Annotated in this window: 19 protein-coding genes; 7 read left to right on the forward strand and 12 right to left on the reverse strand. The window is 52.9% G+C overall.

Annotation, left to right across the window (positions count from 1 at the left end; all coding sequences use genetic code 11):
* Positions 1–4: 4 nt before the first annotated feature.
* From B5E77_RS04030 to B5E77_RS04040, 3 genes are all read right to left on the reverse strand, one after another.
* Complete coding sequence (locus tag B5E77_RS04030; protein ID WP_087164106.1) at positions 5–955, reverse strand: ABC transporter permease subunit; 951 nt, start codon at positions 953–955, stop codon at positions 5–7.
* Positions 956–969: 14 nt separating this feature from the next.
* Positions 970–2,490 carry a sugar ABC transporter ATP-binding protein gene (locus B5E77_RS04035; RefSeq protein WP_087164107.1) on the reverse strand — a complete coding sequence of 507 codons (1,521 nt, stop codon included), beginning with the start codon at positions 2,488–2,490 and terminating at the stop codon, positions 970–972.
* 98 nt (positions 2,491–2,588) lie between these two features.
* On the reverse strand, positions 2,589–3,677 hold the full coding sequence (locus tag B5E77_RS04040; RefSeq protein WP_242963600.1) for a substrate-binding domain-containing protein: 1,089 nt from the start codon (positions 3,675–3,677) through the stop codon (positions 2,589–2,591).
* A gap of 320 nt (positions 3,678–3,997) precedes the next feature.
* Between B5E77_RS04040 and deoC (B5E77_RS04045) the strand changes: the two genes are divergently transcribed.
* On the forward strand, positions 3,998–4,666 hold the full coding sequence (gene deoC, locus B5E77_RS04045; RefSeq protein WP_087164108.1) for a deoxyribose-phosphate aldolase: 669 nt from the start codon (positions 3,998–4,000) through the stop codon (positions 4,664–4,666).
* A 146-nt stretch (positions 4,667–4,812) separates the two neighbouring features.
* Here deoC (B5E77_RS04045) and B5E77_RS04050 read toward each other — a convergent pair whose 3' ends face one another.
* From B5E77_RS04050 to B5E77_RS04060, 3 genes are all read right to left on the reverse strand, one after another.
* Positions 4,813–5,232, reverse strand: coding sequence for a hypothetical protein (locus B5E77_RS04050; protein ID WP_143468574.1), 420 nt, complete (start codon positions 5,230–5,232; stop codon positions 4,813–4,815).
* On the reverse strand, positions 5,225–5,881 hold the full coding sequence (locus tag B5E77_RS04055) for a hypothetical protein (RefSeq protein ID WP_087164110.1): 657 nt from the start codon (positions 5,879–5,881) through the stop codon (positions 5,225–5,227). Before B5E77_RS04055 ends, B5E77_RS04050 begins: the two co-directional genes overlap by 8 nt.
* 161 nt (positions 5,882–6,042) lie before the next feature.
* Positions 6,043–7,848, reverse strand: coding sequence for an L-fucose isomerase (locus B5E77_RS04060; protein ID WP_087164254.1), 1,806 nt, complete (start codon positions 7,846–7,848; stop codon positions 6,043–6,045).
* A gap of 235 nt (positions 7,849–8,083) precedes the next feature.
* Between B5E77_RS04060 and B5E77_RS04065 the strand changes: the two genes are divergently transcribed.
* From B5E77_RS04065 to B5E77_RS04090, 6 genes are all read left to right on the forward strand, one after another.
* Complete coding sequence (locus B5E77_RS04065; RefSeq protein WP_087164111.1) at positions 8,084–9,010, forward strand: AraC family transcriptional regulator; 927 nt, start codon at positions 8,084–8,086, stop codon at positions 9,008–9,010.
* 97 nt (positions 9,011–9,107) lie between these two features.
* Complete coding sequence (locus B5E77_RS04070; protein ID WP_087164112.1) at positions 9,108–9,584, forward strand: DUF402 domain-containing protein; 477 nt, start codon at positions 9,108–9,110, stop codon at positions 9,582–9,584.
* 173 nt (positions 9,585–9,757) lie between these two features.
* A complete protein-coding gene (locus B5E77_RS04075; protein WP_087164113.1) occupies positions 9,758–12,160 on the forward strand; it encodes a glycyl radical protein in 2,403 nt (800 codons plus the stop codon).
* A gap of 17 nt (positions 12,161–12,177) precedes the next feature.
* Complete coding sequence (locus tag B5E77_RS04080; protein ID WP_087164114.1) at positions 12,178–12,996, forward strand: glycyl-radical enzyme activating protein; 819 nt, start codon at positions 12,178–12,180, stop codon at positions 12,994–12,996.
* Positions 12,997–13,043: 47 nt separating this feature from the next.
* Positions 13,044–13,712, forward strand: coding sequence for a deoxyribose-phosphate aldolase (gene deoC / locus B5E77_RS04085; RefSeq protein ID WP_087164115.1), 669 nt, complete (start codon positions 13,044–13,046; stop codon positions 13,710–13,712).
* Complete coding sequence (locus tag B5E77_RS04090; protein WP_087164116.1) at positions 13,712–14,479, forward strand: DeoR/GlpR family DNA-binding transcription regulator; 768 nt, start codon at positions 13,712–13,714, stop codon at positions 14,477–14,479. Before deoC (B5E77_RS04085) ends, B5E77_RS04090 begins: the two co-directional genes overlap by 1 nt.
* Here the strand turns inward: B5E77_RS04090 and rpe are convergent.
* The 6 genes from rpe to B5E77_RS04125 form a co-directional block, all read right to left on the reverse strand.
* Complete coding sequence (rpe, locus tag B5E77_RS04095; protein WP_087164117.1) at positions 14,463–15,125, reverse strand: ribulose-phosphate 3-epimerase; 663 nt, start codon at positions 15,123–15,125, stop codon at positions 14,463–14,465. The two genes, B5E77_RS04090 and rpe, sit on opposite strands and share 17 nt — an antisense overlap.
* A gap of 201 nt (positions 15,126–15,326) precedes the next feature.
* Positions 15,327–16,004 (reverse strand): ribulose-phosphate 3-epimerase, encoded by a 678-nt coding sequence (locus tag B5E77_RS04105; protein ID WP_087164255.1) that lies wholly within the window; start codon positions 16,002–16,004, stop codon positions 15,327–15,329.
* A gap of 22 nt (positions 16,005–16,026) precedes the next feature.
* The gene (locus B5E77_RS04110; RefSeq protein ID WP_087164118.1) at positions 16,027–17,811 is read right to left on the reverse strand and encodes a hypothetical protein; all 1,785 of its coding nucleotides are present in this window, start codon (positions 17,809–17,811) and stop codon (positions 16,027–16,029) included.
* Positions 17,812–18,690: a glycyl-radical enzyme activating protein gene (locus B5E77_RS04115; RefSeq protein WP_162609637.1), complete on the reverse strand. Its 879-nt coding sequence runs from the start codon at positions 18,688–18,690 to the stop codon at positions 17,812–17,814. It lies immediately after the preceding gene.
* A gap of 1 nt (position 18,691) precedes the next feature.
* Entirely contained in the window at positions 18,692–21,064 is a 2,373-nt protein-coding gene (locus B5E77_RS04120; protein ID WP_242963601.1) for a glycyl radical protein, read from the reverse strand.
* 67 nt (positions 21,065–21,131) lie between these two features.
* A complete protein-coding gene (locus tag B5E77_RS04125) occupies positions 21,132–21,905 on the reverse strand; it encodes a DeoR/GlpR family DNA-binding transcription regulator (protein WP_087164120.1) in 774 nt (257 codons plus the stop codon).
* Positions 21,906–22,014 lie beyond the last annotated feature (109 nt).

The raw sequence follows: 22,014 nt of genomic DNA on the forward strand, positions 1-22,014 counted from the left end.
TTGCTTATTTTTTCCGTGATACTGCCTGATCAAGGCTTACCGCCGCAATCAGAAGAAGCCCGGTAGCCAGGTTCTGATAGAAGGTCGGCACACTGCACATATTCAGCCCGTTGCTGATCAGTCCCAGAATCAGGGCTCCTACAATCACATTAGGCACCTTTCCCTTGCCTCCGAAGAAGCTCGTGCCTCCGATGATGGCTGCCGCTATGGCCTCCGTCTCCGCTCCTGTCGCTGTATTGGGCTCCGCAGCCCCCAGCCTTGCCGCCATTACAGCTCCGCAGATACCGGCGCACAGGCCCGAAATCGTATGTACCATCAAAAGATGCTGCTTTACATTGATTCCTGAGAACCAGGCAGCATCCCGGTTGCCTCCCATCACATACAGGTTTCTTCCAAAGGTCAGCTTCGAGGTGACGAACCAGCACAGCAGCGCCACCACCAGGGCAATGACCACCGCCATCGGGATTCCATTCCACAGGCCTCCGAAAATCTGCGTGAAAGCCTTCGGCATTCCAAAGGTTGCCTGGGCGTTGGAAATGATCAGGGTCAGGGCCCGGAACACAGACTGCGTGCCCAGGGTGATGATAAAGGGGTGGACGCCGGTCAGATTGATCAGCGTTCCGTTGATGAAGCCGCAGAGGGCTCCGCCGAGGACTGCTCCCAAAAGGACAGCCAGAAACGGATTCATTCCTCCCTCCACCATCAGCTTTGCGGTAATCATTCCTGTAAAAGCTGCTACAGAACCAATGGACAGGTCGATTCCTCCCAGCAGAATCGCAAAGAACTCACCACAGGCCAGCAGCATGATCGTCGCGCTCTGAGTGATAATCTGAACGAAATTGCCTGCAGTAGCAAATGATCCCGGGGCAAGAACCGCAAACACACCCCACATTACGATAAAGATCGCCAGCGTACCGAATTTTTCCCAGTAGCTTTTAAAACTCCTTGCTTTCATAGCTCCTTACTCCTTTACATTGTCGCTGTCTGAAGAATCAGCTCTTCCGTCACTTCTGATTTATCAAGGATTCCCTTTTTCTGTCCCTGATTCATCACCATGATCCGGTCGCAGATTCCCAGAAGCTCCGGCATTTCTGAAGAGATCATGATGACCCCGACTCCCTGCTCCGCCAGACTTCTCATGATTTTGTACATCTCTGTCTTGGTCCCGATGTCGATTCCCTTTGTGGGCTCGTCAAAAATCAGCAGCCTGGCATCGGCCGCCAGCCATTTGCCTACAATCACCTTCTGCTGGTTGCCTCCGGACAGCTCTGTGATAAGCTGAGAGAGGGACGAGCATTTGATCTGCATTTTCTCCCGTTCCTGCTCCGCTATTCTTTGGTCCTGCCTGTCGTGTATCATTCCGCGGAAACCGCCCCATCCTGATTTCAGGAGCCGGTTCACCAGCACCAGATTTTCCTTAATTCCAAAGTTGGGAAAGATTCCCGTCTCCCTTCTGTTCTCCGTAATCATCGCAATCCCGTTTTTTATCGAGGTGTAGGGCGTTCCGATCCTTACTTCCTTTCCATCCAGCCAGATCCTGCCGCTCTCATAGGATTCTCCCGCAAAGATTGCGTTCATCAGCTCGGTTCTTCCTGCGCCTACCAGTCCCGCGACTCCGAGAACCTCGCCTTTATACAGTTCAAAGGATACCCCCTGTGTCTTCTTATCTTTTCTTCTGATATCTTCCGCCCGGAAAATGATATTTTCCGGCTTATATACGACCTCTTCCTTCCCGAAAAAGGTGCTCTGAAGCTCTCTTCCTACCATCATGGAAATGATCTCCTGCTCCGAATGGATTTCAGACATTTCCTTTGTGGCTACTGTTTTTCCGTCCTTTAATATGGTAACTCTGTCGCCAATCTCTCTTAATTCCTTCATTTTGTGGGAGATGTATACGATTCCGATTCCCTCCGCCTTCAGCTCCCGTATGATGTTCTGCAGATTTTTTGTCTCCTCCTCCGTCAGGGAAGACGTAGGCTCATCCATCACAAGCAGCTTCGAATTTTCCACGAGCGCCTTCGCAATCTCTACCATCTGCTTCTCTGATATGGACAGATCTCCGACCAGCGTATTGACAGGCTTTTTGAGGCCCACCCGCCTGGCTGCCTCCTCAGCCTGCTTCATATATGCCGCCTTGTCTACGACAGGCAGAAACGAAAGCAGCTTTTTTGTGGGAAGCTTTCCCACAAACATATTTTCTGCAATAGACAGCTCGTTTACGACGCTCAGCTCCTGGTAAATGATGCTGATGCCGAGCTCCTTTGATTTTTTCGGGGTCAGCGCCGGGTATTCCTGGCCTCCCATGACAATCGTCCCGGCTGTGGGCGTATAGATGCCGCTTAATATCTTCATCAGAGTGGACTTTCCTGCGCCGTTTTCCCCCAGAAGGAGATGTACCTCCCCTGCCTTCACATCAAAAGAGACCTGATCGAGGGCGACGACTCCCGGAAACTCTTTCCGGATATCTTTCATTTCCACCAATGTTTCCATATTCCACCTCTATGTCCTTCTGATTAAGAGGGGGCATCCCCTCTGCCGCCTTAAGAGGCCGGCCTGAGACGCCCCCATTCCTGTACGTTGTGCTCTCTTTACTCTGTTCCCATAAGCTCGGAAATATTGTCCTGCGTATATACGGTAGCTGGGATCAGCACATCCTCCGGCTGCTCGTCTACAGAGCCATAGTTTCCGCTCTCCAGCGCTGCTACAGCCTGCTCTACACAGGAGAAAGCGATTCCGCCCGGATCCTGAACTACTGCGATCAGCTGGCCTGCCGCGATAGCTTCCTGAACCTCTGTATCCGCGTCAGTGGATACCAGGAAAATATCCTCTCTGCCTGTATTGATCATAGCCTGCAGAACGCCCTTTGCCATCGTGTCATTCGCTGTGAAGATAGCGTCCAGCTCATCACCGTATTTGTTGATCATATTGGTCGCTACATCCAGCGCCGTCTGTCTGTCCCAGTCACCCGGCTGTACGTCCAGAACTGTGTAGCCCTCCGCAGCCTCCAGCGCATCCCTGCAGCCGTCACGCCGAAGCTCTCCCGACGTCGCTCCCGCGATTCCTTCCACGATGCAGACACCTGCTCCGTCCGGGAACTGATTCATAATTTCCTGCGCTGCCATCTCGCCTACCGCTACATTGTCGGAGGTCGCATAGCCAACCACATAGCCTCCTGCTTCCGCAAGAGCATCCATGTCGAATTTCTCATCAATGTTCACGACCGGGATATTTGCCTCGTTCGCCATCACGACACCGGAAATCAGGTTGGTCGGAGTAATCGGAGCCACGCAGAGCGCATCATACTTGCCGCTGGTAATCATGTTCTCCATCAGGTTCAGCTGGCCTGTCAGATCCTCCTCGGACTCAGCTCCGAAAATCTCGATGGTCACATTGTCCAGCTGTGCTACCTGCTCTTCAAGGCCGGACTGCATCAGCTGCCAGTAGGGACTGGACAGTGTCTTAAACAACACGCCTATCGTATAGGTGTCTCCAGTGCTCTCCGCTTCAGCTGCGGCATCCGCAGTCTCCGTGGTTTCTGTGGTCTCTGTCGTTTCCTCTGCGGCCTCTTCCGTCGCCGCCGGCTCTGTCGTCTCAGTGGTCTGTCCGCCTCCGGAACCGCACGCAGCCAGTCCCAGAATCATGACCGACGTCATCAGCATTGCTACTACCCTTTTCATTTGAATCCTCCTTTTTATAAATAGTGATTTATTGCTGAACCGGGAAGACTCCCGGCCTGCTTCCCCCTTTCTGCTTTTTGCCGCATGTCTGCCGCGCATTTTATTGTTTATTATTTTTTATTGCTATTTGTTATCGTTTTATGTGTTTTACTTTACATCACGTTGTGCGTTTTGTCAATATATATTTATCATTTATTTTTGTTTTTTGTCTTTTTTGTCTATATTTTCTAAGTTGACACCCGATATTCCCCATGTTATGATTGTTATATTCAATTGTTTGTTATCGTTTTACTCTAAAACAAAACAAGGAGGAACCTACCATGTCAAAACCAACACTTACCCGCGAGGAGCTTGCTTCTTACATTGATCACACACTCTTAAAGCCTGAAGCCTCCCGCTCTCAGATCAAGGCCGTCTGCGACGAGGCAAAGCAGTATCACTTCGCTTCCGTCTGCGTGAATCCCTGCTGGATTCCCTTTATCGCAGAAGAGCTTAAGGGCTCAGGCGTGACCGCCTGCAGCGTCATCGGTTTCCCGCTGGGGGCCACCCTTTCTTCTGTAAAAGCGGAGGAGGCAAAGGCAGCTGTCGCCGCCGGCGCCGGAGAGATCGATATGGTCATCAACGTAGGCGCAGTAAAAAGCGGAGACTGGGAGCTGGTGCGGGATGATATCGCAGCCGTAAATGCAGCAAAGGGAGACGCAAAGCTGAAGGTGATTATTGAAACCTGCCTTCTGACAGACGAGGAAAAGGTGCGCGTCTGCGAGATCGCAAAAGAGACCGGCGCGGACTTTGTAAAAACCTCCACCGGCTTTTCTACCGGAGGAGCCACTGTCCAGGATGTGGCGCTGATGAGGAAAACAGTAGGCCCGGAGATGGGCGTGAAGGCGTCCGGCGGCGTCCGGACGCTGGAAGACGCGCTTGCCATGATCGAGGCGGGCGCAAGCCGCCTCGGGGCAAGCGCCGGCGTAAAGATCATCGAGGCGCTGTAGGCCGGATTTCAGAGACCCCCGGCCTGCAATCAGAACTTTTTCTGAAAGAAAATTTCCTGAAAGAAGAAGCCCCCGGGAAGCAGCTGCTTCCCGGGGGCTTCTTCTTTCTGCTGTTATGAAATTCTGTATTTAGAAATCATTTTCTATTAAATTCGATATATCAGCTTGTTTAAAGATAATAATTCATCCTCCACAATTTCATTTGAAATATACCCATCACATAAAAGCTCTTCGTCGATATGCGTCATAACCTCATCGCACACATTTGGACGCGCAGTTGTTTTCAATCGTTCATCATATTGAACATTAGCCGTGATAAATTCTTTATCACAATCAATACGGGTAGCTGATCTAAACGGATTACGTGTAATATCCGGCTGCTCATCCCAGTAATGTTTCATTGGCGCAGAAAACAACATATATGGTTTCAATGTCTGGCATTTTACAAAATGCGTTATAACGCCATTGACCTGATGACATATATACATATGGGAGTTCACTGCAAGCTCAGATCTGATATTAGGAAACGGCATTTTAATTCTTACAACATCGCTCCGGTTAATCAACGCACAGCCTCCCATCTTCATCAATCTCAACATATACGGGGTTATGCAGTTCCTCCTGCTCAGATACCATGGAAAGTATATCTAAATGCTGTTCTGTAAGCTTTTCTATATCCTTCTTTGAAAAAACAAAATAAATCTCTCCGACATTGATAATCTCCGAATTCTGAATCATGTCTGCCGGATACATCTTTTCTAACATCCGTACAATTTGAGAGTCCGACTCATTAAAATCATTTTCGCAAAGCTCCACCTGCTGTTCGCCTGACATAATCCGCAGACTTTTAGCCTGCCAGATATTAAATTGATGCGTCAGTTCAGAAAGCTCGTTTTCAGAAAGAGAACTCACTATAAAGCTGGAACGTTTTGCGCGTACTTCGTTCACTTTCGCTTTTTCCCGATTGTAAGCTTCTAAGGCTCTGGCATCAAATTCTTTTCTGTCTTTTGTATAGTCTCCCCACACAGGACTGAACACCGGTCCCCGCTTATATCCTTTAAGCCGCGAAAAATCCGCATTGCCGCTATCGACTTTCGAAAACGCCTCATACAGAAACAGAAATTTCTGCAACCGCAAGGGAGAACAATACGCCGGCGCATCATGCTTCTGTAACCAGCCGCTCAGTAAAAGCTTTCTGCTATTAGAATAGAGCATAGACATTCCCTCCTTTGTTATTAGTGTAGCATGTCCAAAATCAGAAGTCCAATCTATTTTTCATTTCAGACAAAAAGGGCGCCCCGGGATATGTTTTCCCGAGAACACCCTCTTTTGTCCAGCTTTCCAGCCATTTTATCTTTATCGTAACACTCCCGCTCTTATCTTATATTGCGGTACATCGGGCCGTAAGCCGCGCATGCGCGGTAGTCCTGTCCCTCTTTGTCCATTCCAAAGGCATTCCATGCAGCCGGGCGGAAGATTTTCTCTTCCGGTACATTGTGCATGCAAACCGGAATTCTCAGCATGGAGCACAGAGTAATCAGGTCTGCGCCGATGTGCCCGTAGCTGATCGCGCCATGGTTTGCGCCCCAGTTGTTCATCACGTCGTAAGCGCTCTTGAACGCTCCCTCACCTGTGCAGCGCGGTGTGAACCAGGTGCAGGGCCAGGTCGGATTTGTGCGCTCCATCAGAGTATCGGATACCTCATCCGGCAGATTTACAGTCCAGCCCTCTGCGATCTGCATCACAGGTCCAAGTCCTTTCACCAGATTCAGGCGAATCATGGTTACAGGCATCTCGGCTCTGGTCGTGAAGTGAGAGGAGAATCCGCCGCCGCGGAAGTTGTCGAAGCCTGCCTCGCACCATACGGTTGCGTCGGTCATCTTCTTGATATCCTCATCGGTGACATCCCACCACTGCTTCATTACGTGGTTGCCATCCTCGTCTGTGCACTCGCCGCAGGCATCCAGGCAGGCTGCGCCGGAGTTCAGCAGGTGGATGATACCGCCGTTCTCTTTTGCATGTCCCTCAAGATCATAGCCGGTCACACGCTTGGTGGACTCCGGTGACCAGAAGGTACGCACATCCGCGAAAATCTGAGCACGGTTGGTCAGAAGCTTCATGAACAGCATGCCAAGGCCGTTCAGCACGTCGTTCTCAGTAGCCAGTACGATGGGCTCCTTCTTTCCTTCAAAATCGAAGGAGGAATTGAGAACTGCTTCCGGATAATCGCAGTTCGGCCAATGGTCTGTCCACTGACGCTGTCCCTGGAATCCTCCGGCGATGGCGTTGTGTCCCAGCATTTCCTCGTCAAACTGCGGGGGCAGGTTCTTGTTGCCCTTCATCAGATCCTTGATGATGCAGTACATCTTGATGGTGAATTCCCACTGTTTGTCCTTCTGCTCGCGGTTGAACTTCACGAAGTCCGGATTGTCGTCACGGCCTTCCTTGCAGTGCTCCTTTGTCCAGGCAAGAGCTCTCTCGACCTCCTCATGATCGTAGATGCCCTCTTCCATACGGCGGAGAATCTCTACCTCGTCGATGGACTCTACGCGCATTCCAAGGTACTCTTCCATAAATGCCTGATCCATGATGGAACCGCCGATTCCCATACACATGGAGCCGATCTGCAGATAGGATTTTCCTCTCATGGTGGCTGCGGCGATGGCAGCGCGGCCGAAGCGGAGCAGCTTCTCTTTTACATCATCCGTGATATTATCTACATCGTCCTTATCCTGAACCTCATGTCCATAGATGCCAAAGGCCGGAAGTCCCTTCTGCGCGTGGGTAGCCAGAACGGACGCCAGATATACGGCGCCCGGACGCTCTGTCGCGTTGAAGCCCCATACGCCCTTGATGGTCATCGGGTCCATATCCATGGTCTCAGAGCCATAGCACCAGCAGGCGGTAACAGTCAGTGTAATCGCTACGCCTTCTCTCTGGAACTTCTCCTGGCAGGCTGCGGACTCCGGAACACGTCCGATGGTTCCATCCGCAATCACAACCTTTACCTTCGATCCGTCAGAATAACGGAGATTTTCCTCATACAGCTTCTTTGCCGCCTGAGCCATTCCCATGATCTGATCCTCCAGCCCCTGTCTCAGCTGCATGGGGCCGGTCCTTCCGTCGATAACAGGACGGATGCCGATTGCGGGATACCCTCCGATAAGTGTTTTGTTTGCCACTTTCAATACCCTCCATTTCCTTTATTATCTTTTCCGATTTGAAATGGAACCCTGAACCGCAGGATCCCACTCCTTGCTTCGATGTCCTTATTATATAACATCATTCAAAAATTTGCACGTAAATTTCTATTCTTATATGGACATTTTTTGTGCTAATTGATATACTTTTCCTATATTATAAATATTTTTTTATTGATTACGTCCAGGTGTGGACGATAAGGAGACTGGAAGTATTATGAAAGCTTTTCACGAAGTCAGAAGCTACGATTCCGATTTTATGGTATGGCACTCCAGATACGAAAATATCAGCTTTCTGGCCCACTGGCACAAGGAAATTGAGCTGATCTATGTGCGCTCAGGCAGCTGCCGGCTCAATATTACCGACCATGCCTTTACGGCCCACGCCGGAGATCTGGCGGTCTGTGAAAGCGGCGTGATCCACTACAGCAATTCCTATGATATGGACAATTCCCTGGATTTTATTATATTTGATACCTCAATTTTAGGCCCGCTCTTTCAGAACCCGGGCTTTCTTCGTCCTCTGATCACAAAGGAGGAGCTGAAACCTTACGGACTGGACGGAAGGCTTCACGATCTGATCGATACGGTCTCCCGGGAGCTTTCCCAAAAAAGCCCCTTTTATCAGGAAGTGGTTTCCTCTTCGATTCAGACCTTCTGGGCTCTTCTGAAGCGGAACCATCCCCGCGCGGAGACAGACGGGCGCCTTCCGGACGACAGGCGGTCCCGCATGCTTGCAAAGCTCCAGGATCTCGTATCCTATATTGATACTCATTACGCCGAAAACATTTCTCTGGAATACGCGGCGGAACGGATGAATTTCAGTACCAGCTATTTCTCCAAAACCTTCAAGAAGCTGACCGGCACAAATTTTGTGACCTACGTCAATATGGTGCGTGTAGAGCAGGCCGCCTACGAGCTGCGCCATACAGAAAAGAAGTTTACTGATATCGCCCTGAGCTGCGGCTTCAACAATATCCGGACCTTTAACCGGGTCTTTAAGGAGATCACCGGCTGTACGCCCTCAGAATTTCTCCTTGTGCCTGATCCGGATATCTACAAGAGAACCTATTACAACCGCCGTTCTGCTGAAAAGGAGTTTGTCGAAAATGATTCGCTGACCGTCATTAAGAATGTCCGCTGACCGCCGCCGGTCCATCATCCGGCGCGGTCCCGCATGAAAAAATATCATAACTGTTCACCTTCACAGTTACAAACATCATATTGATAGGAGGCCTCTTATGTCAGAAAAACCTGTATTGTACCGGAAACGCCTGATCCCCTCTGAATGCATCCGCCTGGACAGCGATGAAATCCTGCTGCGCAGCGACCGCCTGCTTGTAACCCGCTGGAAAACCATCCGCCCGAAAAAAAACTTAAGCCACGGATCCTCCTGCTATCTGCTGGATAAGGGCTGGAAGGTCAGCCGCTTTCTGAATCACAGCGGCGATCTCATCTGCTGGTACTGCGATATCATCGATTACACCTGGGACGCCGGGACGGATACCTATGTGTTTACGGATCTTCTGGCCGATGTACTTCTCTATCCGTCCGGTGAGATACATGTCGTGGACCTGGACGAGGTGGCCCAGGCTCTGGAAACCGGTCTTTTGACCACAGAGCAGGCCTGTCTCTGCATGCGGAGGCTCGACAGCCTGCTGCGTGAGATTTATGCCGGACGCCTGCTGCCATCACTGGAGGAATACTGGCCCTCTTAACAGCCAGACCGCTGATTTTCTTTGTTACTGTTTGCAGTCCTGATTCAGAAACGATAACAGCGGCCTGTTTTTTTTCGATTTTCGATCGAAAATTCATTTTTTCCCGCTCCCGCCTCTTGCAGAACCGTTTATTTCTGCTAAGCTTTAGATAGAAGAAAGGAGGAGGCTTCTGTATGAAAAAATTACTGCTTCCGGACGGGCCCTGCAGGGCAGAGCGGACTGAATTTCTGAACGCGCGCATGCGCTCTGCTGTCCCTGAAATCTGCGTGGAGCGGGCCCGCCTCGTGACGGAAAGCTACCGTTCCACCGAAGGGGAGCCCTACATTCTGCGCCGTGCAAAGGCGCTTCGATATCTCCTGGAGCATATGACAATCTTTATAGACGAGGAAGAGCTGATCGTCGGAAACCATGCGGCAAAGCCCCGCTGCGCCCCGGTTTTTCCGGAATTTGGCCTTTTCGACGAGAAGGAGCTGGACCTGATGCCGGTGCGCAAGGTCGATACCCTTCAGATTTCCGAAAAAGACAAGCGTTTTCTTCTGGATGAGATTTTCCCTTACTGGAAAACGCGCTGTGCCGGCGAACGTGCGCAGCACTATTTCAGCCCTGAGCTTCTGCGGATCCTGGATTCGCCCTACCGGGTCTTCAACCCCTTAAGCCGGACACGAAGCGGACACGGACACTACCTGCCGAATGTGCGGCGTATTCTTCACGAAGGCTTTGCGGCAGTAGAAAAGGAAGCGCGGGAGCATCTGCAGACGCTGGATCCCTGTGATCCGGACTATGCAGAAAAAATGCAGTTCTATCAGGCTGCGCTCATCTGTGTCGAGGGCGTAAAGGCTTTTCAAAAACGCTTTGCACAGCTGGCTGAAGATATGGCTGCCGCCTGCGGCGATGAGCGCAGAAAGCAGGAGCTTCTGCTTATCGCGGCAAACTGCAGACGCGTGCCCTACGAGCCTGCCCGCACTTATTTTGAAGCGGTACAGTCCTTCTGGTTTGTGATCCTCATCGATTACTGCGGCCAGAATGGCTCCTCCATCTCTGACGGCCGCGTGGATCAGATCTTCCGCCCCTATTTTGAAAGGGATCTGGCGGAAGGAATTCTGACCCGGGATGAAGCACAGGAAATTTTGGAATGCTTCTGGATCAAGCACAGCGACGTCATCAAGGCCGGGACCTACTCCAGCGTGCGGAACAACGGAGGCTTCTCCACTGCGAACAATCTCGTCATCGGCGGGCTTGATGAAAACGGAGACGATGCTGTCTGCGATTTCACGTACCTCTGCCTGGACGCGGAGGAGAACGTATTCAACTCGGAGCCCAATACCAGCATCCGCCTCTCCTCCAAAAATCCGGACGCATTTATCAACCGCGTTCTGGAGATTCTGGTTCATAAGGAAGGCGGAAAGATGCCGATTTTCAATGACGATCAGATCATCCCGGCCCTGATGCGGGACGGTCTTTCGAAAAAGGAGGCCCTTGACTACGCCATCGTCGGCTGCGTGGAGCCCACCGGATACGGAAACACGATGGGGAGCACGAACGCAGGCATGTTCAATCTGGCCAAATGCCTGGAGCTGGCTCTCTTCGACGGCGTCTGCCAGATGTCCGGCATGCAGATGGGGCCGAAAACCGGCATGCTGACAGATTTCACCTCCTTTGAGCAGGTAAAGGAAGCCTTCCGGATTCAGGTCGAGTATTTCGTAAACCTGATGATCTGCTCCCTGAACTGTACCGAAAAGCTGATCGGAGACTACTGCCCCCATATCTTTTCTTCGCTGCTTCTGGACGGCTGCATGGAGCACGGACGCGACTGCACAAGGGGCGGCGCGAAATACAACCATATCGGCATCCAGGGCGTAGGCATGGCAGACGTGGCAGACTCCCTGACCGTGCTGAAAAAGCTGGTATTTGACGAGCCGCGCGTATCCAGGGAAGAGATGCTGGAGGCTATGCGGACGAATTTTGAAGGGAAAGAGGTTCTCCGGCAGATTTTCCTGAACCGGGTCCCGAAATACGGAAACGATATCGAGGAAGCAGACGAGATGGCAGCCTGGGTGGCAGAGCTTTACTGTGACTGCGTGCGCGGGAAGGCCACTGTCCGCGGCGGCTCCTTCCGGCCCGGACTCTTCTGCCTGTCCTCCAATACGCCTCTGGGACGCCAGGTATGCGCTCTCCCCAGCGGCCGCCAGGCCGGCACGCCCCTGGGAGACGGAGGGCTTTCGCCCAAGCACAGCATGGACACCCACGGCCCCACCGCGGCGGCCCGCTCAGTGGCCAAGATCCCGCAGGCCCTGGCGATCAACGGCGTCAACTACAATATGAAGTTTCTCCCGTCTATCCTGAAGACCCAGGAGGACCGGCAGAAGCTAACCGATTTAATCCGCACCTATTTTTCCCTTGGCGGCATGCACATCCAGTTCAACGTCCTGACAAGGGAGACGCTTTTAAGCGCCCAGAAGCATCCGGAAAAATACAGAAGCCTGGTTGTCCGCGTGGCCGGATACAGCGCGTTCTTCGTGGAGCTTGACCGGGATATCCAGAACGAAATTATCAGCCGGACAGAATACGGCGGCTGAAAACAAAGGAGAAGCATATGGCTGACGGAATGATTTTTGATATCCAGCGCTATTCGATCCACGACGGGCCGGGCATCCGCACCACAGTCTTTTTCAAGGACTGCCCCCTGCGCTGCCGCTGGTGCTCCAATCCAGAGTCCTGGGGCAGGGAACCCCGGCTTTTCTATATGAAATCCCGCTGCATCAGCTGCGGCTCCTGCCAGGCAGCGCCGGAGGCGCCCCAGGAGGCCTGCCCCACCGGGGCCCTCTGCCTGAAGGGGGAAAAAATGACTGCAGAAGAGGTCTTCGGAACAATTCTCCGGGATCTGCCCTACTATCAGAAAAGCGGGGGAGGCGTCACGCTCTCCGGCGGAGAGCCTTTGCTCCAGAAGGATTTCGCAGCAGCACTTCTGAAGCTCTGCAAGGATGCCGGAATCCATACCGCAATAGAGACCACAGGCCTGGTCCCCTACGAGACCTTTGAAGCGCTGGAAGGGCTGGCAGATCTGTACCTTTATGATTTCAAGCATCCGGACCCGGAGCTTCACCGGAAATGGACAGGCCGCTCAAATGAGCAGATTCTCGAAAACCTGGAGCGCCTTTCACGCACGCCGGCCCATATTCACGTGCGCGTCCCCGTGATCCCGGGCGTCAACGACCAGCCGGAGACCCTGCGGGAGATCGCTTCCTTCCTGAATTCCCACGGAATTCGGGAGCGCACCCTGCTGCCCTTTCACCAGTACGGAAGCAGCAAATATCAGTCGCTCGGCCTCTCCTACGAAATGGCAGACGTGCCCCAGATGACGGACGCCCGCCTGCAGGAGCTGGCAGAGGACTCTCAGTTTTACCAAAGCTGAAACAAAAATGAACCCTATCAATGACATAAATCAGGAGGAACAACAGCATGAATGCAACCTATAACCCGGACTATGCAAAATACATGGATCACACGGTTCTGAAAGCCGACACGACCAGAGAGACTGTAAAACGTTTCTGTGACGAGGCCCGGCAGTACCATTTTGCCAGCGTCTGCGTCAATCCCTGCCACGCAGCCTATGTCCACGAACAGCTGAAGGGCAGCGGTGTCAAGACCTGCTGCGTCATCGGCTTTCCGCTGGGTGCCAATACAACGCACATCAAGGCGGAGGAAGCCCGGGAGGCCGTGCAGAACGGAGCAGAGGAGGTCGATATGGTCATCAATATCGGAGCCCTCAAGGACGGCGAGTATGATTACGTACGCAGCGATATCCGCGCTGTAGTGGAAGCCGCTCACCCGGCCGCTGCCGTAAAGGTCATCATCGAGACCAGCGCTCTCACGGATGAAGAAAAGAAAAAGGCCTGCGAGCTTGCCATGGAGGCAGAGGCAGACTTTGTAAAGACCTCCACCGGCTTTGGCTCCGGCGGAGCTACCGTAGAGGACGTGCGCCTGATGAAGGCCGTGGTCGGCAGCCGCATGTCCGTAAAGGCTTCCACCGGCATCAACAACCGCGCCATCTGCGACGCCATGCTGGAAGCAGGCGCCGTGCGCATGGGCACCAGCAAGGGAATCCGTATTGTAGAAGGGACAGAGTAATGCAGGAAGAACGTATCGCCTATATTCTTGAAAAGCTGGATCAACAGGGGAAGGTTCTCGTATCGGAGCTGAGCCGGGAGCTTCACGTCTCAGAGATGACGATACGCCTTGATCTGAAATTTCTAAACGATCAGGGCCTCATCCGCCGCGTACACGGCGGGGCTGAGCCTGCGGGCGAAAGCCTTTATAAGGGCGACATCCGGCAGAACCTCTGCCGGAATGCCGGAGGAAAGATCTCCATCGCCAAGGCCGCCTGCTCCCTGCTGAAGCCTGGCGATACGGTTCTCATAGACGACTCTTCCACCTGCCTCTACCTGATCCGCCAGATCAAAAAGGAAGTATCGAAACCGATCACCCTCTACACAAATTCGATTCTGGCCGCCGCTGAGCTTCTGGATGTGAAGCACGTCCGTCTTCATCTGATCGGAGGCGAGATCGCCGGAAACCTGGCTGCCACCTCCGGCCCTGACGCAGAACAGAGCCTGGCTTCCCTGAAAGCCGATCTCTGCTTTTTCGGCACAAACGGCGTCTCCTGCGAGACCGGCGCCAGCGTCATCGGCTATTCGCAGATGCGGCTGAAGCAGACAATGCTGTCGGCCAGCAGAAAGCATATTCTGCTGGCCGACAGCCATAAGTTCGGTCTTCAGTTTCTCTCCGTCATCTGCCCGCTCTCAGAGATCGATCTCATCATCACAGACAGCGGCCTTTCAGCCGCAAAGCTTGAGGCCTTCCAGAAGCAGGCCTCTGTTCTCAGATCAGGCTCCTGAATCTGGCGACGCTCTCGTCCAGCGGAACCTTGTCGTTGAACAGGCTGGAGGTTCCCGCCACATAGATATCTGTTCCTGCGGCTGCCATCTTCGGGATATTTTCCCAGCTCACATTTCCATCCACTTCAATCAGCAGATCCCCGTATCCCCGTTCCTCCAGATACGCTCTTGTGTCACGAATCTTATCGATTCCCTGGGGAATCAGCTTCTGTCCGGCAAAGCCCGGATTTACGGTCATCAGAACGACTCCGTCTATATCGGGAAGCAGGTATTTCAGGCTCTCTACAGGGGTCGCCGGATTCAGGGCCACCATCGCCTTGGCGCCCTTGTTCTTGATGGTCTGCAGCGCACGGTGCACATGGGGTGTGGACTCATAATGGACAGATACATACTCTCCGGGCTGGATGTCAAACCAGTCCAGCTTCGTCTCCGGATTCTCCACCATCAGATGGATGTCCAGCGGAATATCTGTCATGCTTCTCAGGCTGCAGATATAAGCCGTCCCCAGCATCATATTCGGCACAAAATGTCCGTCCATCACATCCGCGTGCAGAAACTCTATCTGATTCTTCTCAAACTCCTTCACATAATAAGAAATACGGTCCAGCGGGGCGCACATCATAGACGGCGCGATTTTTCCTGCCATATAAAGCTCCTCCTTTATTTATGTATATTATTTCGTCTTTTTCCTGTCATGTCTGTAACTGTCAGCTTCAGTACTGTGGTTACCTTCATCATTTTGGTGTTAAACGGAAAGTCCTCCGCATGATAGTGCCGCATCAATATTTTCAGGGCCTCATACGTTTCTTCTCATATAACAGACTCCCGCTTCCTTTTTATGCTGCCGTCACTCCGCCTTCATGGCGTCCAGCATCGCTTCCGCACAATCCTTTACGCTTCTTCCCTTCAGGAAAAGGCCGGAGGTTCCTCCGATCAGCATCTGGGCTCCGTACTTCACCAGCGTCGGTATTGTGCTGACATTGACATTTCCATCCGCCGCAATCTTCGTATCGATGCCATGGGCGTCCATCATCTCCCGCAGGGCAAGCATCTTTTCAAAGGCCGCGGGCTGAATCTTCTGCCCGGAAAATCCCGGATTCACCGTCAGCTTGATGATATATTCCGCCTGCTCCATCGCCGGAAGAAGGTCTTCCGTGGCCACAGTCTCACTGCGGAAGGCCAGGGCCGGCTTTGCTCCGAGGCTGCGGATATACTCAAAGGTCTTCAGCACATCCTTCGTGCCCTCCGGATGAATCGTGACAATGTCTGCGCCCGCGTCCACAAACTGTTTGATATACAGCTCCGGCTCATATACGGCCAGATGCACCTCGATCGGAAGCTTCGTGTGAGGACGGATTGCCTGCAGAGTCGGGAGCCCCAGGATAATACACTGGTTGAATCTTCCGTCCACAACGTCAAAATGCACGAAATCTACCGGCGCCTCTTCTATCTCGGCAAACTGTCTTTCCAGGTTAAACAGGTCAAAGCAGGAAGCAGAGCCTCCCAGAATATAATTGTTTTTCATTTTCTCTCCTTTGCGGTTCTCTTCATCCATTATTTTTTTCTGTCAGAAAGCGGTTTCCAATATATGCGCTTCCAATCGCCACATTAAAGCTTCTCTGCTCCGGCGTCATGCTGCGCAGAAGCGGGGAATACATGGTCTCCTCGTCGAGACGCATGACGTCATAGGAAGGATTGTAAGCGCGCAGGCCCTCCCGCATCAGCGCAAAAGCCCTGTCGTCTGCGATAATGCCGCCGCTTAAAAGGCGGCGCGTCGTGATCTCCGGGAAAATCAGGCGATCCTGGTCGATGAGAATTCCCATAGCCTTTCCCATCATCCGGAAGGCCTCCTCCACAGCCGGGCAGCCCTCCGAAAGCTGTGAGACCAGGAAGCGGGTCAGCGTCCCTCTGCGATCCTCCGGCTCCAGAACAGAATACAGCGTATCAGCGCCGGCATTATAAGCAATCAGGCCCATTTCCTGCAGCTTTTCAAACAGCGGATCCTTTGACTCCCACAGCGCTGTCAGAGCCATCCGGAACAGGCCCATCTGAGAGATATACTTCTGGACCACGCCCGGAATGCCTGTGTTCGTGCTGTTGACGCTGCGCAGATCGGCAGGCGGATACTTCTGGTATTCCTCATTTCCCAGATCAATGACATGCTGGAAGCCCTCCAGCGGGATGTGCTGAATCGTTCCACCCCGGGAGATGAAGCCGGTTCCCATCTCGGTTCCGATCGTGCAGCAGAACATACCGTTTTCGTCAATAAAGCTCTCCGGGGCAAAGGTCTGCTCCACGCTGGTGATATAGGAGGCTGCGTTTCCGTCATTCAGAACCACGACAGGCGCTCCCTCCTTTGCATAAGGCGCCGCCAGCTCATCCAGATCGGAGGTTTTAAAAAACTCCACCTCATAATCTGTATCCGGATTATTCTTCATGCCCTGATGCTTAAAGGACTCTCCCCCGGCTATCTTGTTGTGCACCACGATATCCGGAAAGCCGATCACAATCGCGTCAAAACGGCCCTTCGTACAGATCCCGCTCCGTTCCAGCGCCTCCGTCTCAGCGAGAAGCTGTCCGTACGGCACATTTTTGGCAAAGGCCGCTTCCGCAGCCGCCAGATTCCCGTCTCTCTCCATAAGCCCCGTGCAGGCGCTTAAGAAACGTACCATCAGTAGCATCGGATCGTTCATTTCCTGCGCAGTGCGGCATCCGGTAGGATACCACTGATACTCCTTCAATACCAGCGCCCTGCCGTCCTTTACGACGGCTCCCTTAATGGAATTGCCGCCCACGTCCAGGGAACAGATGCATCGGCCTTCCAGCTCTGTGGCAGTGCGCTTCAGAAGCTTCAGCTCTTCCTCCTCCTTCTGGGGCACATAGATCCGATACTCCTTTTCCGGGTCCAGCTTCGGCCAGGCAGACAGATCCTTCAGCTGAAAAGCAAAGCGGCCAAGTCCCAGAAAGACGTTCATACGGTTGATATAATTCAGATATACGCCGTAGCTCTTCCTGTCATTGCGCGGAGAATCCGCCTGAAATTCCGCAACAGCTTCTTCTGTAAGGCTTTTCAGCTCCTGATCCGTCTCGTCAAAATAAAGCTCAAGGCCTGCTCCGCCGAAGGAAACCAGAAGGTTGTTCATCATCGCGAGCAGATAACGGCGGTACAGCTCCCGTTCCCCCTGAAGCGTCTCTCCCTTTGGCATCTCAAAGCAGAGCTTCCGGTATTCCTGCTCCTTATTCACCCAGACCAGCAGGCGGATCTCCTGCCGCTCTCCCGCAGGCAGCCTGCTGATTCGCTCCTGCAGTTCTGACAAAAACAAGGGTTTCATCTATCTCACCTCCACATAGCTGCACAGGCGCTCGAACTCCTCCTTCGGGAAGGCCCGAAGCTCCTCGTCAAAATAGGTTTTATCCAGAAACCGGTATTTCGTTCCCGCAAATGAATTAAAGTTTAAAAGCTCTATCTGAAGCTTCGGATCCACGCTGTCCACAAAGGAACGGATTCCTCTCAGGTTCTCTTCCGTGGCGGTGATCCCGGGAATCAGGGGCACACGCACCAGAATAGGCTTGCCAAGCCCCGCCAGGTAGCGGAAATTGCTCAGAATCTGCCGGTTCGATACGCCTGTATATTTTTTATGAGTCTCCTCATCCAGGATCTTGATATCCACAAGGAAGCGGTCCAGGTACGGCGCTATCTCCTCCAGAACCCTCTGGGGAGCAAACATGCTGGTCTCAATACAGGTATCGATTCCTGCTTCCTTCATGGATTTCAAAAGCTCCAGAAGGAACTCCGGCTGGTACAGGGGTTCTCCCCCGGAGATCGTCACGCCTCCTCCTGTGACGTCCGAAAACAGCTGCTCTCTCTTTAAAAGCTCTGTCAGCTCCTTCGTATCCGCCATGCGGTCAATCCTCCGCATAGCCCGGGAAGGACATTTTTCCACGCAGAGATTGCAGAAATCACAGAGACTCCGGTCAACGGACACCTCCCCGTCCCGGAAGCTCAGCGCCTGTTTCGGACAGGTATGTACGCAGGTACCACAGTGAATGCATGCCTCCCTTTTCACCCAGAGGTCGCGCCCACGCTTCATGCCCTCCGGATTGTGGCACCAGACACAGTGCAGGGGGCAGCCCTTGAGAAAAATCGTCGTCCGGATTCCCGGGCCGTCATGCACCGCAAAATGCTTAATGTCAAATATTTCTCCCTTCATCTCACGCGTTTCCTCCATACTCTGTCCGCGCAATGATCTCATCCTGCAGCTTCTCTGCCAGATCCACGTAATTTGCCGTATAGCCGGCCACACGGACCAGAAGATGCCGGTAATTCTCGGGAGTCTCCTTCGCCTGAATCAAATCCTGTTTATTGACTACATTGAACTGTACATGGCTGATCTTCAGAGCCACGAAGCCGCGGATCAGTCCGCAGAACTTTTCAATTCCATTCTCGTCCTCAAACATTTTCGGCGAGAATTTCATATTCAGCAGGGTACCGTTCGCAGCGTTGCAGGAACGGATCCGGGACACGGAGCGCAGAAGAGCGGTCGGCCCCTTCTGGTCACGGCCATACACAGCGCTTAAGCCTCCGTCCGCCAGCGGCTCTCCCGCCCGGCGTCCGTCCGGCGTCGCCGATACGTGAAGCCCCATCGGCACATGAGCCGATACCGTGTACAGTCCGATCGTATAATTGCCTCCGCGGTAATTGGTATAGGTATCCAGCTTCTCCTTGAAGCATTCCACCCATTTCTCTCCAAGCTCGTCTACCCATTCCACATCGTTGCCGTATTTGGGCGCATGAGTCAGCATAATCTGGCGAATCCGCTCATCCGGATAATTCTGGCGGAGCTGCTCCAGAAGCTCCTTCGCAGAGACCTCCTTTTTCTCATACACAAGCTCCTTCAGGGCCGCCATGCTGTCAGCTACGTTCGCCACCTGGATCAGCTGTACGCCGGACTTATTGTAGACAGCTCCCCCTGCGGTCACATCCACGCCTCTCTCCATGCAGTTATCTATTACGCTGGAAAGCATCGGGGAAACCATGTATTTCTTATGCATCTCTTCGATGATCTGGAGTCCCGTCTCCATCTTCTCCAGGAAATAATACATCTGTTTTTTGTATGCTTCCTCCAGCTCCTCAAAGGTCTTGAAATCCTCCAGAGTGCCAAGCTTCAGGCCAAGCTGCTTTCCTGTCTCCATGCAGACACCGTCATTCAGCGTCAGCTCCAGGCATTTCACCATATTAAACATGCCTGCGTCACTGAAGCCAAGGGCATTGCCCGGAACGCTCAATTCCACGCAGCCTACAACTGCATAATTCATTGCGTCCTCATGCGAATAGCCGGCGTTTTCCAGAGCAGGGGTTACGGCCTCATCGTTGAAGAGCTGCGGCATACCCGTTCCCAGGCTGATTACCTGAGTCACATGGCGCAGGAAGGTATCCGGCGAATTTTTATGGACGCGGGCCGACAGATTCGGCTGCCGCATCCTCACATGCTCCTGCGCATGCAGGAACAGATGGCTCAGCTCGTTGACGGCGTCGCTGCCGTCCGCCTTCCTTCCGCCCACCGCGATGTTGAAGCCGATGGGAAAGCCTGCGAAAAAGGCGGCTCCATCCGTATTTCTCATATATACAATCTGATTAAACTTGATAAAGACTGCATCCAGAATCTCCTGGGCTTCCTGAAGCGTCAGCCTTCCTTCGTCGATGTCCTTCCGGTAATAGGGATACAGATACTGATCCGCCCGTCCCGGAGAAAAGGAAGAAGCATTCGACTCCAGCTGCAGCAGCACGATCAGAAACCACATGGACTGTACTGCCTCGCGGAAGCTTTCTGCCGGCTTCTCAGACAGATTCCGGCAGACCGAAGCGATATTCCGGTAATCCTCCTTTTTCTCTTCCGGCGCATCCTTTAAGAGCTCCTCCGCCAGATCCGCGTACCGCCTGATAAAATGGCAGGCGCCCTCCAGCACAATGCATTCTGTCCTGTAAAACTCTTTATGCTCCTCATCTGCCGCCTCAAGCTTTTCCTGCGCCTTCGCAAGCAGACCCGCAGGGCCTTCCGCGATCCACTCCTTTACGTTCGGGCAGATATGTCCCTGGGCGTGATCCTTCTGGTTCAGCTTGCCGACTACCTCCCGTTCCTTGATATCAGAAGGCAGAGCCGCGCTGACATTATCCTCCAGCGTCATTCCCTCCCAGAACGGAACCAGCTCTTGAAAGAAATACTCCCGATCCTCCGGCCTTACGTGAAACTGATCCTGGGGCCTCGTCTCCAGCTCGTCGATCTCTTTTTCCAGCCATTTGATGCCGCCCTCCGGAAATACGACTCCGGCGCAGGACTCCCTGGTTCTGTTGCCGACGATGATCTCTCCGTCACGGATGCAGATTCCTATCTTCTCCATGGCCTCCCGCAGCGCCCAGGCCCGTTTCATCGCTACAGACTCTCCGCTGTGCTCCCGGTACGCCCGGGTAATCAGCTTCGCCTGCTCCACAGAAAGATATCTGGGCTCATCCAGCGTTTCCTCCCGAAGCTTCCGGATTCTCTCCGTCATCGGTATCTGCCTTACCTGTTCCACAAATTTTTTCATATGGCTGTCTCCTCCTTCCGCCTTGATCCAATTCTGTCCTCTATAGAACTCTACTCCGTCCTGTCATTTATACAATAATCAGCTTTGTCTGCTGTTCTATTCGTCTTCTGTCCTCCTCTGGCATCCCATCGTCTGTGATCACCAAATCGATATCGCTCCAGGGAACGCCGTCTACCATAGTGCCGCGCGTACATTTCGAGCTGTCGAAAGCCGCGATCACCAGCCGGCTGTTCTTTGCGTAGAGCTTTTTCACATCCCGGTCGTCAAAAGAAACCGCTCCGATCCCGTCACACTCCATAATCCCCGAGGTGCCCAGGACCGAAACGCTCATGTTGACGCCTTTCAGGTTTTCTCTTGTCCAGTAGCCGTAAAAACCGTTGTCAATTATCCGGAGCGCTCCTCCCGTAAACTGGATGGCGGAGTTTTTCTCCTGGGCATAGAGCTGGGCTATATCCAGAGAATTCGTCACGACCGTAATGTTAAGCTTCTTTACCAGCAGCTTCGCTACATGCCAGGTCGTGTTGCCCACATCGAGGCCGACGCTGAAATCTCCGTCCGGTATGTGGCGCATCACCTCTGCCGCAATCCTTTCCTTGGCCTCCTGGTTCTGTGACGCACGCTGCCAGATCGCTTCATCCTGATTGTCATTTTTTCTAATCAGCTGCACTCTTCCATGCATTCTCTGTATCATGCCCTGTCGTTCCATCTCAATCAGATCCTTGCGGATCGTCTCGTCAGACACCTTCAGTGTGGATATCAGATAGCTCACAGGAAGCTCGTCCTGTTCTGCCAGCATTTCAAGTATCCTGTTCCTTCTGTCTGTCAGCTGCTTTCCTTTCATAATTTACCAGCCAGACCTCCTGCCAAAATCACGCAAGGGTACCGCAAAGTCAGAAACCGTCTCCCTGAGACCTGTCTTTACAGCACCCCTGCCATCTGCATTATACTTC

Origin of the sequence: Lachnoclostridium sp. An131 (genome assembly GCF_002160825.1) — a bacterium.
In the GTDB taxonomy this organism is placed as follows: Bacteria; Bacillota; Clostridia; order Lachnospirales; family Lachnospiraceae; genus Laedolimicola.